At 70.3% G+C, this 14,889-nt stretch carries 11 protein-coding genes and 2 pseudogenes; 9 read left to right on the forward strand and 4 right to left on the reverse strand.

The genetic code is table 11. The features are described from left to right. Positions 1–40 precede the first annotated feature (40 nt). Complete coding sequence (gene mutM / locus FBY22_RS05245; RefSeq protein ID WP_142142712.1) at positions 41–901, forward strand: bifunctional DNA-formamidopyrimidine glycosylase/DNA-(apurinic or apyrimidinic site) lyase; 861 nt, start codon at positions 41–43, stop codon at positions 899–901. On the opposite strand, the gene FBY22_RS05250 is transcribed toward mutM, so the two are convergent. Beyond that, positions 874–1,275: a helix-turn-helix domain-containing protein gene (locus tag FBY22_RS05250; protein WP_142142713.1), complete on the reverse strand. Its 402-nt coding sequence runs from the start codon at positions 1,273–1,275 to the stop codon at positions 874–876. The two genes, mutM and FBY22_RS05250, sit on opposite strands and share 28 nt — an antisense overlap. 107 nt (positions 1,276–1,382) lie before the next feature. Here FBY22_RS05250 and FBY22_RS05255 point away from each other — a divergent pair, with 107 nt between their 5' ends. From FBY22_RS05255 to FBY22_RS05265, 3 genes and pseudogenes are all read left to right on the forward strand, one after another. After that, positions 1,383–1,964, forward strand: coding sequence for a flavodoxin family protein (locus FBY22_RS05255; protein ID WP_142142714.1), 582 nt, complete (start codon positions 1,383–1,385; stop codon positions 1,962–1,964). Between the two features lie 707 nt (positions 1,965–2,671). Next, positions 2,672–2,788: pseudogene (locus FBY22_RS05260) on the forward strand (ATP-binding protein); the annotation flags it as partial. 630 nt (positions 2,789–3,418) lie between these two features. Continuing rightward, positions 3,419–3,736 (forward strand): annotated as a pseudogene (locus FBY22_RS05265) (tyrosine-type recombinase/integrase); the annotation flags it as partial. Positions 3,737–3,748: 12 nt separating this feature from the next. On the opposite strand, the gene FBY22_RS05270 reads toward FBY22_RS05265, so the two are convergent. Next, a complete protein-coding gene (locus FBY22_RS05270; protein WP_142142716.1) occupies positions 3,749–4,930 on the reverse strand; it encodes a CAP domain-containing protein in 1,182 nt (393 codons plus the stop codon). 168 nt (positions 4,931–5,098) lie between these two features. Here FBY22_RS05270 and FBY22_RS05275 point away from each other — a divergent pair, with 168 nt between their 5' ends. From FBY22_RS05275 to FBY22_RS05290, 4 genes are all read left to right on the forward strand, one after another. Then, positions 5,099–5,380: an acylphosphatase gene (locus FBY22_RS05275; RefSeq protein WP_142142717.1), complete on the forward strand. Its 282-nt coding sequence runs from the start codon at positions 5,099–5,101 to the stop codon at positions 5,378–5,380. Positions 5,381–5,766: 386 nt separating this feature from the next. Beyond that, the gene (locus FBY22_RS05280) at positions 5,767–5,970 is read left to right on the forward strand and encodes a hypothetical protein (protein WP_058922942.1); all 204 of its coding nucleotides are present in this window, start codon (positions 5,767–5,769) and stop codon (positions 5,968–5,970) included. A gap of 204 nt (positions 5,971–6,174) precedes the next feature. Further along, entirely contained in the window at positions 6,175–9,762 is a 3,588-nt protein-coding gene (gene smc / locus FBY22_RS05285; RefSeq protein WP_142142718.1) for a chromosome segregation protein SMC, read from the forward strand. A gap of 285 nt (positions 9,763–10,047) precedes the next feature. Next, positions 10,048–11,373 carry a sugar porter family MFS transporter gene (locus FBY22_RS05290; RefSeq protein ID WP_399211436.1) on the forward strand — a complete coding sequence of 442 codons (1,326 nt, stop codon included), beginning with the start codon at positions 10,048–10,050 and terminating at the stop codon, positions 11,371–11,373. 155 nt (positions 11,374–11,528) lie between these two features. Here the strand turns inward: FBY22_RS05290 and FBY22_RS05295 are convergent, their stop codons facing one another. Beyond that, the gene (locus FBY22_RS05295; protein WP_142142720.1) at positions 11,529–12,500 is read right to left on the reverse strand and encodes an LLM class flavin-dependent oxidoreductase; all 972 of its coding nucleotides are present in this window, start codon (positions 12,498–12,500) and stop codon (positions 11,529–11,531) included. 175 nt (positions 12,501–12,675) lie between these two features. On the opposite strand from FBY22_RS05295, the gene ftsY reads away from it, so the two are divergent. Next, entirely contained in the window at positions 12,676–13,878 is a 1,203-nt protein-coding gene (gene ftsY, locus FBY22_RS05300) for a signal recognition particle-docking protein FtsY (protein WP_142142721.1), read from the forward strand. Positions 13,879–13,971: 93 nt separating this feature from the next. Here ftsY and FBY22_RS05305 read toward each other — a convergent pair whose 3' ends face one another. After that, positions 13,972–14,631: a bifunctional DNA primase/polymerase gene (locus tag FBY22_RS05305; RefSeq protein ID WP_142142722.1), complete on the reverse strand. Its 660-nt coding sequence runs from the start codon at positions 14,629–14,631 to the stop codon at positions 13,972–13,974. Positions 14,632–14,889 lie beyond the last annotated feature (258 nt).

Raw genomic sequence — 14,889 nt, forward strand, 5'->3', positions numbered from 1 at the left:
CGGGCGCTCGGACCGTTCACCGGTAGTCACGGGGGAGCGCATGCCCGAGTTGCCCGAGGTCGAGGTCGTCCGGCGCGGACTGGAGCGGTGGGTCGCCCACCGCGTCGTCGCCGACACCGAGGTCCTGCACCCGCGCGCCGTGCGCCGGCACATCGCCGGGGCGGAGGACTTCGCGCACCGGCTCAAGGGTCATCGCGTCGGCGTCCCCAGCCGCCGCGGCAAGTACCTGTGGCTGCCCCTGGAGGACACCCACCAGTCGGTCCTGGCCCACCTCGGCATGAGCGGCCAGCTGCTGGTCCAGCCGGACACGGCCGCCGACGAGAAGCACCTGCGCATCCGCGTCCGCTTCGCCGACGAACTGCACACCGAACTCCGGTTCGTCGACCAACGCACCTTCGGCGGACTGTCGTTGCACGACAACACCCCCGAGGGCCTGCCCGACGTCATCGCGCACATCGCCCGTGATCCCCTCGACCCGCTGTTCGACGAGGACGCCTTCCACCGGGCGCTGCGTCGCAAGCGCACGACGATCAAACGGGCCCTGCTGGACCAGTCGTTGATCAGCGGGGTCGGCAACATCTACGCGGACGAGGCCCTTTGGCGCTCCCGCGTCCACCACGAACGCCCGACGGCCGGCTTCACACGCCCGCGCACGGCCGAACTCGTGGGCCACATCAGGGACGTGATGAACGCGGCCCTGGCCGTCGGCGGCACCAGCTTCGACAGCCTGTACGTCAACGTCAACGGGCAGTCGGGATACTTCGACCGGTCCCTCGACGCGTACGGCCGTGAGGGCCTGCCGTGCAAGAGGTGCGGTACGCCGATGCGCCGACGGCCGTGGATGAACCGGTCCAGCTACTTCTGCCCGAAGTGTCAGAGGGCGCCGCGCGTCTCGTCGTAACGGGCCCGGGCGGCCAGGACGTCGTCCATGCGCCCCTCCACCAGGTGGATGAGGCCGAGCAGCCGCTCGGCGACGTCCCGGCCGAGGGGGGTGAGCTCGTAGTCCACACGCGGCGGGTTGGTTGGCTGCGCCTCACGGTGCACCAGGCCGTCGCGCTCCAGCGCGTGCAGCGTCTGGGACAGCATCTTCTCGCTCACGCCGTCGACACGGCGGCGCAACTCGTTGAAGCGCAGCGAGCCCTCGTGCAGGGCGCCCAGCGTGAGCGCGCCCCAGCGGCCCGTGACGTGCTCCAGCGTGCCGCGCGAGGGGCAGGCCTTGGCGAACACGTTGAAGGGGAGGTCCCGCGCCTCCGCGCGCTCCTGCGTGATGTCCATACCGCAAGCGTACTCGAAAGCAGCGCTAACCGGCAGGTTGCACTAACTCGAAGTTAGTGCTTTCCTTTCGTCATCGTTACTGACCTGCTGATCCAGGAGTTCGCATCGTGACCACCCCTGTTGTCTCCATCGCCTACCACTCCGGCTACGGCCACACCGCCGTGCTCGCGGAAGCCGTCCGAGCCGGTGCCGCCGAGGCGGGCGCCGAGGTGCACCTGATCAACGTGGACGAGATCACCGACGAGCAGTGGGCGACGCTGGACCGCTCCGACGCGATCGTCTTCGGCTCGCCCACCTACATGGGCACCGCGTCCGGCGCCTTCCACGTCTTCGCCGAGGCGTCCTCGAAGCGCTGGTTCGGCCAGGACTGGAAGGACAAGCTGGCCGCCGGCTTCACCAACTCCGGCTCCAAGAGCGGCGACAAGCTGCACACCCTGCAGTTCTTCCAGATCCTCGCCGGGCAGCACGGCATGCACTGGGTCAACCTCGGTCTGCACCCCGGCTGGAACAACAGCGAGGGCAGCGAGCACGACCTCAACCGCCTCGGCGTCTTCGCGGGCGCGGCAGCCCAGAGCAACGTCGACGAGGGGCCGGACGCCGTCCACAAGGCCGACATCCAGACCGCCGAGCACCTCGGCCGCCGTGTGACGGACACGGCGCGGGTGTTCCTCCAGGGCCGCGCCGCCTGACCGCCGTGGCGGACGAGTAGCCGAAGACGTGAAGGGCCGGGTCTCCGACCTGCGGCCCCGCAAGCGATCAACGCTGCGGCCTGCGACTTAGCCGTCGGTGGTTGTCAGCGTTGGTCGTCGTTGAGCACCCTCCGACGGCCCCGGGACGGCCCCAGCCGATGTTCTTGGAACACCCTGTCGTGCTCAGGATCGCCGGGCACCACACCGTGTATGGCGGCTTCCCGCGCTCGGCGGACGGCGCGAAAGTAATCAAGCGCTGGCTGGACAACAGCGTTCGGTGCTGGACGATCACGGGCCTGCCCTGCGGACTTCATGTCTTGGGCACACTCCGAGGGAACTCACCGCTGCTGCCCCCGGTTTCCCGTGAGTCCCCGTCCGTTCTGGCGCGGGAGTGGCACGGCCGGCGGGCAGCGCCACCCCCCTCGATGTGAATTACGGGCGGGGAGGTCACGGAGGTCTCCCGCCCTGGTCACGGGGACGTCATCGGTTCGGGGCGGTGGCCTGCGGTCACCACGGCTGCTGCACTTCGCTGCTGTACCGCACTCGAAGCCCGGATTGGCTTTCTCGACTCTGCCGTTCTCGCAGCGCCTTTAGCTCCTCCGGGGTGAAGACTCGGGAGCAGTCAGGGCAGTAACGGTCACCGCTGGGCTTCCCCATCACGACCTCGCGGACCGTGCGCTCATGCCGACAGGTGATGTGCAGCCCACCTGGCCACCGGTACGTTCGTCGCGAAGGCGGAGAACCTGATCCTCCTCGGCCCGCCCGGGATCGGCAGGAGACACCTGGCCATCGGCATCGGCGTCAAAGCCACCCAGGCCGCCCACTCCGCGACTGAACAAACGCCAGGGGGTCAATTTTCCGGGAGCGGCAGGGGGTCAATTTTCGCGGAGCGTTGACGCGGGCATGGCAGTCTCACGAAACACCGAAGCTCCGTTAGGGGTAAGCGACCCCACAGGTCACTCGCCCCAACGGAGCTACGGTCTTTCTGGTCACGCACACCCTGACCTGGCCCTCGCAAGATCACCTCGACCTTGCAACAGCCCTGGTCAGGACACCCCTTCGGGGGCCCCCGTATTGCTCAGAAGAGGGCGCCGATGACGAGTTCCAGAAAATTGCCAACAGAACCGAGGACATTGGTCAGCATTTCAAGCTCCCTGTAGAGAAGAGAACGGGTAGGTATGAGTAGAACTACCTGTTCTCTCCCGGGTGCGCATGTTAAGGCCGATTTCAGGGTGAATCCGGTCCGCCCGCAAGCGTTTCGGTCGAAACGCTTGGCGCTGATGTTCGAGTCTCGCCTCGTCGTCCCACGAAGGCGGTTCGACCGAACCACCTTGGACGCGCATTCGACCGGCGGCTGAGCGTTCACCGGAACGGCAGCACCACTCTCCGCCCGCCCGTGCCTTCCCGAAACTCCCACTCCGACCGACGGCCTTCCCCCTCGGTAGCGCGCTTCGGCGCTGTACCGGAACCGCTTCAACGATCGCGTCTGGGGTCCTGCGCTTCGGGCCGTGGGTGTCGAGGCAGGCCGCGACAACGGGATGCATGCACTGAGGCACTTCTACGCCTCGGTGCTCCTGGACGCGGGGGAGAGCATAAAGGCGCTGAGCGAGTACCTGGGTCACCATGACCCCGGATTCACGCTGCGCACCTATACGCATCTGATGCCGTCGAGTGAGACCCGGACCCGGGCCGCCGTGGACCGCGTCTTCGAGGACGACGAACCTGCGGATGACGGCCCCGAGACGGCCCAGGGGAGTTCTTTAGGTGTCTGACCTGCGGTTGGCTCAGTAGCCGAAGTCCTGCGTCCACCAGGGACCGCCGGTCCCGAAGTGGACGCCGACCCCCAGGGTCTTGAAGTCGCAGTTCAGGATGTTCGCCCGGTGGCCCGGGCTGTTCATCCAGGCGTCCATCACGGCCGCCGCGTCCGCCTGGCCCCGGGCTATGTTCTCCCCGCCCAGGCTGGATATGCCGGCCTTCGCCGCCCGGTCCCACGGGGTGGCGCCGCTGGGGTCGGTGTGGTCGAAGAAGTCCTGCGCGGCCATGGCGTCGCTGAAGTTCTCGGCGAGGTCCGAGAGCGCGCTGTTGGCAGCCACGGGGCTGCAGCCGACCTTGGCCCGCTCCACGTTGACCAGGCGCAGCACCTCCGCCTCGGCGGCGGCCTGCGTGGACACCGTCACCGCGGCGGAGGCCGCCGGCGCGGAGGTCCTCTCCTTCTTCGGGGGCGCGGTCGCCTTCGGCTTCTTGCTCGGCGTGGTCTTCGGCTTCTTCGTCGGGGTGTGGGTCGGCGCGGCCGTGGAGTCGGACACGCTCGGCGCGGGCGAGGCCGCGCGGCCGGCGCCGCGGCTCGTGGAGGAGCCCTCGTCACGGCTGTCGGCACTGTCCGAGGTGCCGCCCTGCTCACTGGCCGAGTTGGTCGGCGAGCTCGCGGCCTGCACCTTGTCGCCGCCCGAGCCGCCGCCGAGCTTGTAGTTGTCGAGCCCGGGCATCGCGCCCGTGGCCATCGCGACGGTGCCGATGGCGACGGCGGCAGAGACACCGAGCAGCCCGGTCTTCACCGGAGTCGCGGCGCGCTTCTTGCGCCGGCGCGAGCCGCCCCGCCGTGCGTCCTTGCCGGCGCCCGGCCCGTGCTCGGGGAAGACCGTGCGGTAGTCGTCCTCCGTGGCGAACAGGTACGCGGCGCTGCGCGCGGAGGCCTCGGCGTACTCCTCGGTGTTCAGATACGGGGCGCTCCCCATGGCGGCCGTGGAGCCTCCCGTGAAGGACTCCTGCACGTCGTGAGCCAACGGCTCCCGCACGTCGTGAGCGAACGGCTCCCGCGCGTCGTGGGTGAACGACTCCGGCGGGTCGTAGCTGTACGAGTACTGCTGAGGGTCGTAGCCGCCCGCGTACGAGCCGTCCGTTCCCGTGACTGTCGTGGCGCGGCCCGTGGCGGCGCGGCCGGCGGCGGAGCGTCGGTGGCGTCCCATGTCCTGGCCTTCCTCGTCCTGGCGGTCGACACGTCCCCCCGGTCAACCATGATCACAAAACTCACACCTTCGAGTGAGTTTCGTGTGAGATTGCTTGGCAGGGGACGGTACCGCATGGCGCCAGGGGAGGAAGCGTCCGGAGGGACATTGGCCGGTTAGGTTGCACCCATGAGCGAGGATGTACGGATGGTCGCCTGGGTGCGAGGGCGGGTCCAAGGTGTGGGTTTCCGCTGGTTCACGCGGGCCAAGGCCCTGGAGCTCGGCGGCCTGAGTGGCTTTGCTCTCAATTTGGGCGACGGACGGGTCCAGGTGGTTGCAGAGGGGGCCCGGGAGCGGTGCGAAGGGCTACTCGAGTGGCTCCAGGGGGACGACACGCCCGGTCACGTGGACGGCGTCACCGAGATCTGGGACACACCTCGCGGGGGCTACGACGGCTTCGCCATCCGCTGAGCCGTTTCCATGCAGCGAGCCGGGCGCAACCGGAGGCGGAGGCCTCCGACGGCCCGCCCCGAGCAGAAAATTGCCTGGTGGTTGCCAAGAACAGGCTTGCTCTGGCAGGCTCCGCACGCAAGGATGATCGTCTCGCCCCGAGAGGCCCGCGGGAGTCGCAACGCCGCCAGTTGAAGGCCGCGTTCCCCCCGGATGCCCGCCAATACGGGGCGTGATCGTGTTGACCGTCAAACTTTTTGGTGAGACGCTGAAAGCACCCCGCGCACCTTCGCTGTTTGGCATGGATGAACAGCAGCACGAACTCAACAGTGTCAAGCACCGCGGGTGCGAATCCCTCACGACCCACACCGCTTAGGTCGGTCACTCAGTGTGGAGGACCATCCATCATGGCAAAGGCGCTTCTCGGTTACGTCGGCGGCTCCGACCCTCGACTCCTCGCCGAGATGCGACGGCTCCAGCAGCGCGTCCAGGACCTGGAATCCGAGCTCGTACGCATCCAGGCCGAGAACGACGCCCTGACGGCTGCCGCTTCTCACGACAGGATCATGGAGAGCATCGACGCACACCAGGCGGAGCCTGCGCTCACCTGATCACTGCATCACACCATGACAGCAGGGGTTGGGCTGCCCGTATCAACCGCTGAGTTGTCAGATTTGCAAGGGACGCTTCGGCGTCCCTTCTTTCTTTCCCCCGCACCCTTTCACTCTCTTTAACGTTTGGTGTGCCCTGCACGTTCAAGGGCGAAACCGCGGGTTCATGGAGTGAGACACCGGCGGGAGGTAGAGTCCGGCGGCGTGCACCTCAAGGCCCTGACCCTCCGGGGGTTCAAGTCGTTCGCCTCGGCGACCACGCTCCGGTTCGAGCCCGGCATCACGTGTGTCGTGGGGCCCAACGGCTCGGGCAAGTCCAACGTCGTCGACGCCCTCAGCTGGGTGATGGGCGAACAGGGTGCCAAATCGCTGCGCGGCGGCAAGATGGAGGACGTCATCTTCGCCGGCACCACCGGCCGCCCGCCACTGGGCCGCGCCGAGGTGTCCCTGACCGTCGACAACTCCGACGGCGCCCTGCCCATCGAGTACGCCGAGGTCACGATCACGCGGATCATGTTCCGCAACGGCGGCAGCGAGTACCAGATCAACGGCGACACCTGCCGCCTGCTGGACATCCAGGAACTCCTCTCCGACTCCGGCATCGGCCGCGAGATGCACGTCATCGTCGGCCAGGGCCAGCTCGACTCCGTCCTGCACGCCGACCCCATGGGCCGCCGCGCCTTCATCGAGGAGGCGGCAGGCGTCCTGAAGCACCGCAAGCGCAAGGAGAAGGCCCTGCGCAAGCTGGACGCGATGCAGGCCAACCTCGCGCGCGTGCAGGACCTGACCGACGAACTCCGCCGCCAGCTCAAGCCCCTGGGCCGCCAGGCCGCCGTGGCCCGCCGGGCCGCCGTCATCCAGGCCGACCTCCGCGACGCCCGGCTGCGCCTGCTGGCCGACGATCTCGTACGACTGCGCCAGGCGCTGCAGACCGAGGTCGCGGACGAGGCCGCGCTGAAGGAGCGCAAGGAGGCCGCGGAGCAGGAGCTGAGGAAGGCCCTGCAGCGCGAGGGCCTGCTGGAGGACGAGGTCCGCCGGCTCGCCCCGCGCCTGCAGAGGGCCCAGCAGACCTGGTACGAGCTCTCCCAGCTCGCCGAACGCGTCCGCGGCACGATCTCGCTGGCCGACGCCCGCGTCAAGAGCGCCACCTCCGCGCCCCCTGAGGAGCGGCGCGGACGCGACCCCGAGGACATGGAACGCGAGGCGGCCCGCATCCGGGAGCAGGAGGCCGAACTCGAAGCGGCCCTGGAGGCGGCCGAGCGCGCCCTGGAGGACACCGTCGCGCACCGCGCCGAGCTGGAACGCGAACTCGCGCAGGAGGAGCGGCGCCTGAAGGACGTCGCCCGAGCCATCGCCGACCGCCGCGAGGGCCTCGCCCGGCTGGGCGGACAGGTCAACGCGGCCCGCTCGCGCGCCGCCTCGGCCCAGGCCGAGATCGACCGCCTGGCCGCGGCGCGGGACGAGGCCCAGGAGCGTGCCGTCGCCGCGCAGGAGGAGTACGAGGCCCTGAAGGCCGAGGTCGACGAACTCGACGCCGGCGACACGGAGCTGGCCGAGCGGCACGAGGCGGCGAAGGCCGCGCTGGCCGAGGCGGAGACACAGCTGGGCGCGGCCCGCGAGGCGGCCACGACGGCGGAACGCAGGCGCGCGGCGACCCGGGCCCGCCACGAGGCGCTCGCACTCGGCCTGCGCCGCAAGGACGGCACGGGCGCGCTGCTGGAAGCGAAGGATCGTCTCTCCGGCCTGCTGGGCCCGGCCGCCGAACTGCTGACGGTGACACCGGGGTACGAGGTGGCCCTGGCGGCGGCGTTCGGTGCGGCGGCGGACGCACTGGCGGTCACCTCCCCGTCCGCGGCGGCGGAGGCGATCCGCCTGCTGCGCAAGCACGACGGCGGACGGGCGTCATTCCTCTTGGCAGGGGCTGGCGAAGACGCGCCGCAAAGGGGCGCGGGGAACTGCGCGACCAGCCACGACGGACCCGAAGACGCCACACACTCGCACGCCGCAGACCTGGTTCGCGCCCCCTCCCACCTCCTGCCCGCCGTCCGCCGCCTCCTCCACGGCATCGTGATCGTCGCCACTCTCGAAGACGCCCAAGACCTCGTTTACGCCAACCCCCACCTCACCGCCGTCACCGCCGAAGGCGACCTCCTCGGAGCACACTTCGCCCACGGCGGCTCCGCGGGCGCTCCGAGCCTGCTGGAAGTACAGGCCTCCGTGGACGAGGCAGCCGCGGAACTGGAAGAGCTGGAAGTCCGCTGCGAGACCCTCACCGAGGCCCAGCACGCGGCGCAGCAACGCCGCAGGGAGTGCGCCGCCCTCGTGGAGGAACTCGGTGAGCGCCGCCGGGCCGCCGACCGGGAGAAGTCGGCCGTGGCCCAGCAGCTGGGCCGCCTCGCCGGCCAGGCCAGAGGCGCGGCCGGCGAGGCGGAGCGCTCCGCCGCGGCGGCGGCCCGTGCCCAGGAAGCCCTCGACAGGGCCCTGGAGGAGGTCGAGGAACTCGCCGAGCGCCTCGCCGTCGCGGAGGAGATGCCGGTCGAGGAGGAGCCCGACACCTCGGTCCGCGACCGCCTCGCCGCCGACGGCGCCAACGCCCGCCAGACCGAGATGGAGGCCCGCCTCCAGGTCCGTACGCACGAGGAGCGGGTGAAGGGGCTGGCCGGCCGTGCCGACTCCCTCGACCGGGCCGCCCGAGCGGAGCGCGACGCACGCGCGCGTGCCGAGCAGCGGCGGGCGCGGCTGCGGCACGAGGCGGCCGTCGCCGAGGCCGTCGCCGCCGGTGCGCGCCAGCTGCTCGCGCACGTCGAGGTGTCCCTGCGCCGCGCCGAGGAGGAGCGCACGGCAGCCGAGGCCGCCAAGGCCCGCCGGGAGCAGGAGCTCACAGCGGCCCGCACCGCCGGCCGCGACCTCAAGGCCGAGCTCGACAAGCTCACCGACTCCGTCCACCGGGGTGAGGTCCTCGGCGCCGAGAAGCGGATGCGGATCGAGCAGCTGGAGACCAAGGCGCTGGAGGAGCTGGGCGTGGAGCCGGCGGGGCTCGTCTCCGAGTACGGCCCCCACCAGCTCGTACCGCCCTCCCCGCCCGCCGAGGGCGAGGAGCTGCCCGAGGATCCCGAGCACCCGCGCAACCGGCCGAAGCCGTTCCACCGGGCCGAGCAGGAGCGGCGGCTCAAGGCGGCCGAGCGGGCCTACCAGCAGCTCGGCAAGGTCAACCCGCTGGCGCTGGAGGAGTTCGCCGCGCTGGAGGAGCGCCACAAGTTCCTCAGCGAGCAGTTGGAGGACCTGAAGAAGACCCGCGCCGACCTGCTGCAGGTCGTCAAGGAGGTCGACGAGCGCGTCGAGCAGGTCTTCACCGAGGCCTACCGGGACACCGCCCAGGAGTTCGAGGGCGTCTTCAGCAGGCTCTTCCCCGGGGGTGAGGGCCGGCTCGTCCTGACCGACCCGGACAACATGCTCACCACGGGCGTGGACGTGGAGGCGCGTCCGCCGGGCAAGAAGGTCAAGCGGCTGAGCCTGCTCTCCGGTGGCGAGCGCTCGCTCACCGCCGTGGCGTTGCTGGTGTCGATCTTCAAGGCCCGGCCGAGCCCGTTCTACGTCATGGACGAGGTCGAGGCGGCGCTCGACGACACCAACCTGCAGCGGCTGATCCGGATCATGCAGGAGCTGCAGGAGGCCTCCCAGCTGATCGTGATCACCCACCAGAAGCGCACGATGGAGGTCGCCGACGCGCTCTACGGCGTCTCCATGCAGGGCGACGGCGTGTCGAAGGTCATCAGCCAGCGGCTGCGCTGAGCGCCGCCCGCCACCGCATCTCTTCAAGACTTGAACACTTGACCATTACGCCTGCGCAAAAAACTCACACCTGGGCCCTTTGACTTCGAAACTTGAAGGCATAGTCTCGGCAACGTTGCTTTTACCTTCAGGTGGCACCTACCTGGAAGGGTCCCCCACCCGGCAGCGTTGCCGGTGGCCCGAGGAGTTGAACGCGTGACCACAGCGCAGACACAGAAGTCCGGAGCCGCAACGGCTCATCCCGATCATCTCGGGCATGTCATCTTCATCGCGGCCGCGGCCGCGATGGGCGGTTTCCTCTTCGGCTACGACAGTTCCGTGATCAACGGCGCCGTCGAAGCCATCCGTGACCGCTACGACATCGGCTCCGCGGCGCTCGCGCAGGTCATCGCCATCGCCCTGATCGGCTGCGCCATCGGCGCCGCGACCGCCGGCCGCATAGCCGACCGGATCGGCCGCATCCGGGTCATGCAGATCGCCGCCGTGCTGTTCACGGTCAGCGCCGTCGGCTCGGCGCTGCCCTTCGCGCTGTGGGACTTCGCCTTCTGGCGGGTCGTCGGCGGCTTCGCCATCGGCATGGCCTCGGTCATCGGCCCCGCCTACATCGCCGAGGTCGCCCCGCCGGCCTACCGCGGCCGGCTCGGCTCCTTCCAGCAGGCGGCGATCGTCATCGGCATCGCCATCTCCCAGCTGGTCAACTGGGGCCTGCTCAACGCTGCCGACGGCGACCAGCGCGGCAAGCTGATGGGCCTGGAGGCCTGGCAGGTCATGCTCGGCGTCATGGTGGTCCCGGCCGTCCTGTACGGCCTGCTCTCCCTCGCCATCCCCGAGTCCCCCCGCTTCCTGATCTCCGTCGGCAAGCGCGAGAAGGCCCGGGAGATCCTCGCCGAGGTCGAGGGTGAGAACACCGACCTGCACGCCCGGGTCGCCGAGATCGAGCACGCCATGAAGAGCGAGCACCAGTCCACGTTCAAGGACCTGCTCGGCGGCGGCTTCTTCTTCAAGCCGATCGTCTGGGTCGGCATCGGCCTGTCGGTCTTCCAGCAGTTCGTCGGCATCAACGTCGCGTTCTACTACTCCTCGACGCTGTGGCAGTCGGTCGGCGTCGACCCGACGGACTCGTTCTTCTACTCCTTCACCACGTCGATCATCAACATCATCGGCACCGTCATCGCGATGATCTTCGTGGACCGCGTCGGCCGCCGTCCGCTCGCCATCATCGGCTCCGTCGGCATGGTGATCGGCCTCGCGCTGGAGGCCTGGGCCTTCTCCTTCGACCTCGTCGACGGCAAGCTGCCGGCCGCGCAGGGCTGGACCGCCCTGATCGCCGCCCACGTCTTCGTCCTCTTCTTCGCCCTGTCCTGGGGTGTGGTCGTCTGGGTCATGCTCGGCGAGATGTTCCCGAACAAGATCCGTGCCGCCGCGCTGGGCGTGGCCGCCTCCGCGCAGTGGATCGCCAACTGGGCCATCACCGCGAGCTTCCCGTCGCTGTCCGACTGGAATCTCTCCGCGACCTACGTGATCTACACGGTCTTCGCCGCGCTCTCCGTGCCGTTCGTCCTCAAGTTCGTCAAGGAGACGAAGGGCAAGACGCTGGAGGAGATGGGCTGAACGCCCTCACCGACTCGGGGAGAAGGGCCAAGTCCCCGCTGCCCCTCTCCCCGTATCGTCGCCGCCCCCGCCCGGACCCACCGTCCGGACGGGGGCGGCGGTGCGTGGCGCACGGGACGCCGCCCCGGCCCGGGGATGGCGGGATGTCGCCCGGCTCAGTCCTCCAGCCCCGGCAACACCCGCTCCGCGAACAGGCGCAGGCTGCGCCACCCCTCCTCCAGCGGCATCCCGCCCACCAGCGGATGCAGGACGAGGTTGTCCAACCCCTGCTCCACGCACTGGTCCGGCGTCAGAATCCGGTACACGCCCTCCGCGCGCAGTTCGTCCACGGTCGTCGCCGCCGACTTCACCGCCGAGCGGATGTCGCCGGACTGCCAGGAGGCGTAGGTCCGCGCCTCGTGCAGGAAGTGCTCGCCGTAGGTCCCCCATGCCCGGTCGGGGTCGTCGGCGATGTGCAGGAGCGGGGTCTCGGAGGTCGGCATCATGGTCCAGCCCTCGGTGCCGTACTCGACGAGCCGTTCCTTGTAGTACGTCTCCAGCTCGGGGAGGTGGGCGCTGGGGAAGAAGGGCAGGCCGAGACGGGCGGCGCGGCGGGCGGCGGCCTTGGAGGAGCCCCCGACCAGCAGCAGGGGGTGCGGCTCGGTGAAGGGGCGCGGGGTGACCCGTACCGTACGGCCCCGGTACTCGAACTCCTCGCCGCTCCAGGCCTTCAGCAGCGTCTCCAGCAGCTCGTCCTGGAGCTTTCCGCGGCGCTTCCAGTCGACGTCGAAGAGCGCGTACTCCTCGGGGCGGTAACCGATCCCGGCGACCGTGACCAGCCGTCCGCCGCTCAGCAGGTCCAGTACGGCGATCTCCTCCGCCATCCTGAGCGGGTCGTGCAGCGGGCCGATCACCGCCGAGACCGTCACCGCGATCCGGCTGGTCGCCCCGAACACGGCGGCCGCGAAGGCGAACGGCGACGGCAGCCAGTTGTTCGCGACGCCGTGGTGCTCCTCCGTCTGCACGGTGGTGATCCCCTGCCGGTCCGCGTAGGCGGCCATCTCCAGGGCGGCCCGGTAGCGGGCGCCCAGGTCGGCGGGGGTGGCACCGGGCGCGACGAGGTTGAAGCGTACGACCGTGACGGGCATGGGGGTCCCCTTCGCCGGGCGGATGTGCGGGGGACGTTAGCTGACACAGCGTCAGATCGCCATGGGTGCGCAAGCCGCCTCCGCCCCGGACGGGCGGCTCTTTGGAGGAACCCACGAGACCGGCACGCAATCCGCTCTGGGCCCGGCCTGGGCCATGGCCGATACTGGACGGGTTATGGAAACCGTCATCCTTGCTGTAGTCATCGCCGTGGTCGTGCTCGGCGCGCTCGGCGGGCTCGTCGTCGGCAGCCGGCGCAAGAAGTCGCTGCCCCCGCCACCGCCCGCCGCGCCCGACATCACCGCCCCGCCGGCCGAGCCGCACGTCGGCGACGAGGCCGAGACGCCGCGCGACGAACCGCGCCGGACGATAGAGGAGGTGGATCTTCCGGACGGCTCGGCGCCGGTCGTCGTCGAGGAACCGCCGGCTCTGGAAGTCCCCGAGATCGAGGTGCCCGAGCCGACCGCCGGCCGGCTCGTGCGCCTCCGCACCCGACTCTCCCGCTCCCAGAACGCGCTCGGCAAGGGTCTGCTCACGCTCCTGTCGCGCGAGCACCTCGACGAGGACACCTGGGAGGAGATCGAGGACATCCTGCTCGCCGCCGACGTCGGTGTGCAGCCCACCCAGGAGCTGGTCGAGGGCCTGCGCGAGCGCGTGAGGGTGCTCGGCACCCGTACCCCCGAGGAGCTGCGCGGCCTGCTGCGCGGTGAGCTGCTGAAGCTGGTCGGCCCCGACATGGACCGTACGGTGAAGACCGAGCCGGCGACCAGCAAGCCCGGCATCGTCATGGTCGTCGGCGTCAACGGCACCGGCAAGACCACCACCACCGGCAAGCTCGCGCGCGTCCTGGTGGCGGACGGCCGCTCCGTCGTGCTCGGCGCCGCCGACACCTTCCGTGCCGCCGCCGCCGACCAGTTGCAGACCTGGGGCGAGCGGGTCGGCGCCTACACCGTGCGCGGGCCGGAGGGCGGCGACCCCGCCTCCGTGGCCTTCGACGCGGTGAAGGAGGGCAAGGAGATGGGCTCGGACGTCGTGCTCATCGACACCGCCGGCCGCCTGCACACCAAGACCGGCCTCATGGACGAGCTCGGCAAGGTCAAGCGGGTCGTGGAGAAGCACGCGCCGCTCGACGAGGTGCTGCTCGTCCTCGACGCCACCACCGGGCAGAACGGTCTCGTCCAGGCCCGCGTGTTCGCCGAGGTCGTCGACATCACCGGCATCGTCCTGACCAAGCTGGACGGCACGGCCAAGGGCGGCATCGTGGTCGCCGTGCAGCGCGAGCTGGGCGTGCCGGTCAAGCTGATCGGGCTGGGGGAGGGCGCCGACGACCTGGCGCCGTTCGAGCCGGAGGCGTTCGTTGACGCCCTTATCGGGGAGTGACCCCACCACCTGCCGAGTCCGGTACGTGGTCCGAGAAGCGCCCGTCTCCCGAGGTACGTTCCGGGAGGCGGGCGCTTCGCCGTGCGCGGGGGGCTACGCCCGTGACCGGTGTGCCACGTAGGCCAGTGTTCCCAGCAGCAGGCGGGCCGCCGGTGGCCGGGTCGCCGAGTCCAGGGCCGGGGGTCGCAGCCAGCGCACCGGACCCAGCCCGCCCCGGTCCGACGGCGGGGCCGTGATGTACGTGCCGGGGCCGAGGCCGCGCAGGTCGAGGGCGGCGGGGTCGTCCCAGCCCATGCGGTACAGCAGGTCGGGGAGTTCGGCCGCGGCGCCCGGGGCGACGAAGAAGTGCGCGCGGCCGTCCGGCGTGGCGGCGACCGGGCCGAGGGGGAGGCCCATGCGCTCAAGGCGGACCAGGGCGTTGCGGCCGGCGGTCTCGGCGAGCTCGATGACGTCGAAGGCCCGGCCGACGGGGAGCATCACCGCCGCCCCGGGGAACTCGCCCCAGGTCTTGGTGACCTCGTCGAGGGTGGCGCCGGCCGGGACATGGGGCGCGAACTCGAGCGGGTGCGCCCCCGGCGCCCCACAGTCCGCCCGGCCGCAGGAGCAGGCGCCCGCGGCGGCCCGTGCCCCCGCCACGACGTCCCAGCCCCACAGGCCGGTGAACTCGGCGACCGCGGTGGTGCACTCCGAGGAACGACCGCGCCTGCGTGTGCCGGAGCGGATTTCCCGGATGCCGCCGATCGTGAAGCCCATACCTCCTCCAACGTGTCCGACGCGTCGGTGGTTACGACGCGGATGCGGAACGTGACTCTGCGTGTTTCCGAGTCACCGGATCCGCTCGGTCCAGGCGGCGCTCCGAAGTGCCCCGGGTGGTGAACTCGGCGGCGTGCGCCCCTGAGTGCATCGCTCCGCCTACTCCCGGCCGTCCTATGTCAAGTGAATCGCGTGAAGGCCACCGTTAGTTCATTCGATGGGGTGGCGAATGGTGGCGTTTCCGGGATCGCCATGGCT

It is taken from the genome of Streptomyces sp. SLBN-31 (genome assembly GCF_006715395.1).
In the GTDB taxonomy this organism is placed as follows: Bacteria; Actinomycetota; Actinomycetes; order Streptomycetales; family Streptomycetaceae; genus Streptomyces.

Coding starts and splice junctions, on each gene's coding strand:
- FBY22_RS05275 (WP_142142717.1), top strand. CDS start 5,099: ATGAGCGAGGATGTACGGATGGTCGCCTGGGTGCGAGGGCGGGTCCAA.
- FBY22_RS05250 (WP_142142713.1), bottom strand. CDS start 1,275: ATGGACATCACGCAGGAGCGCGCGGAGGCGCGGGACCTCCCCTTCAAC.
- FBY22_RS05280 (WP_058922942.1), top strand. CDS start 5,767: ATGGCAAAGGCGCTTCTCGGTTACGTCGGCGGCTCCGACCCTCGACTC.
- FBY22_RS05305 (WP_142142722.1), bottom strand. CDS start 14,631: ATGGGCTTCACGATCGGCGGCATCCGGGAAATCCGCTCCGGCACACGC.
- FBY22_RS05270 (WP_142142716.1), bottom strand. CDS start 4,930: ATGGGACGCCACCGACGCTCCGCCGCCGGCCGCGCCGCCACGGGCCGC.
- FBY22_RS05290 (WP_399211436.1), top strand. CDS start 10,048: ATGGGCGGTTTCCTCTTCGGCTACGACAGTTCCGTGATCAACGGCGCC.
- ftsY (WP_142142721.1), top strand. CDS start 12,676: ATGGAAACCGTCATCCTTGCTGTAGTCATCGCCGTGGTCGTGCTCGGC.
- mutM (WP_142142712.1), top strand. CDS start 41: ATGCCCGAGTTGCCCGAGGTCGAGGTCGTCCGGCGCGGACTGGAGCGG.
- FBY22_RS05295 (WP_142142720.1), bottom strand. CDS start 12,500: ATGCCCGTCACGGTCGTACGCTTCAACCTCGTCGCGCCCGGTGCCACC.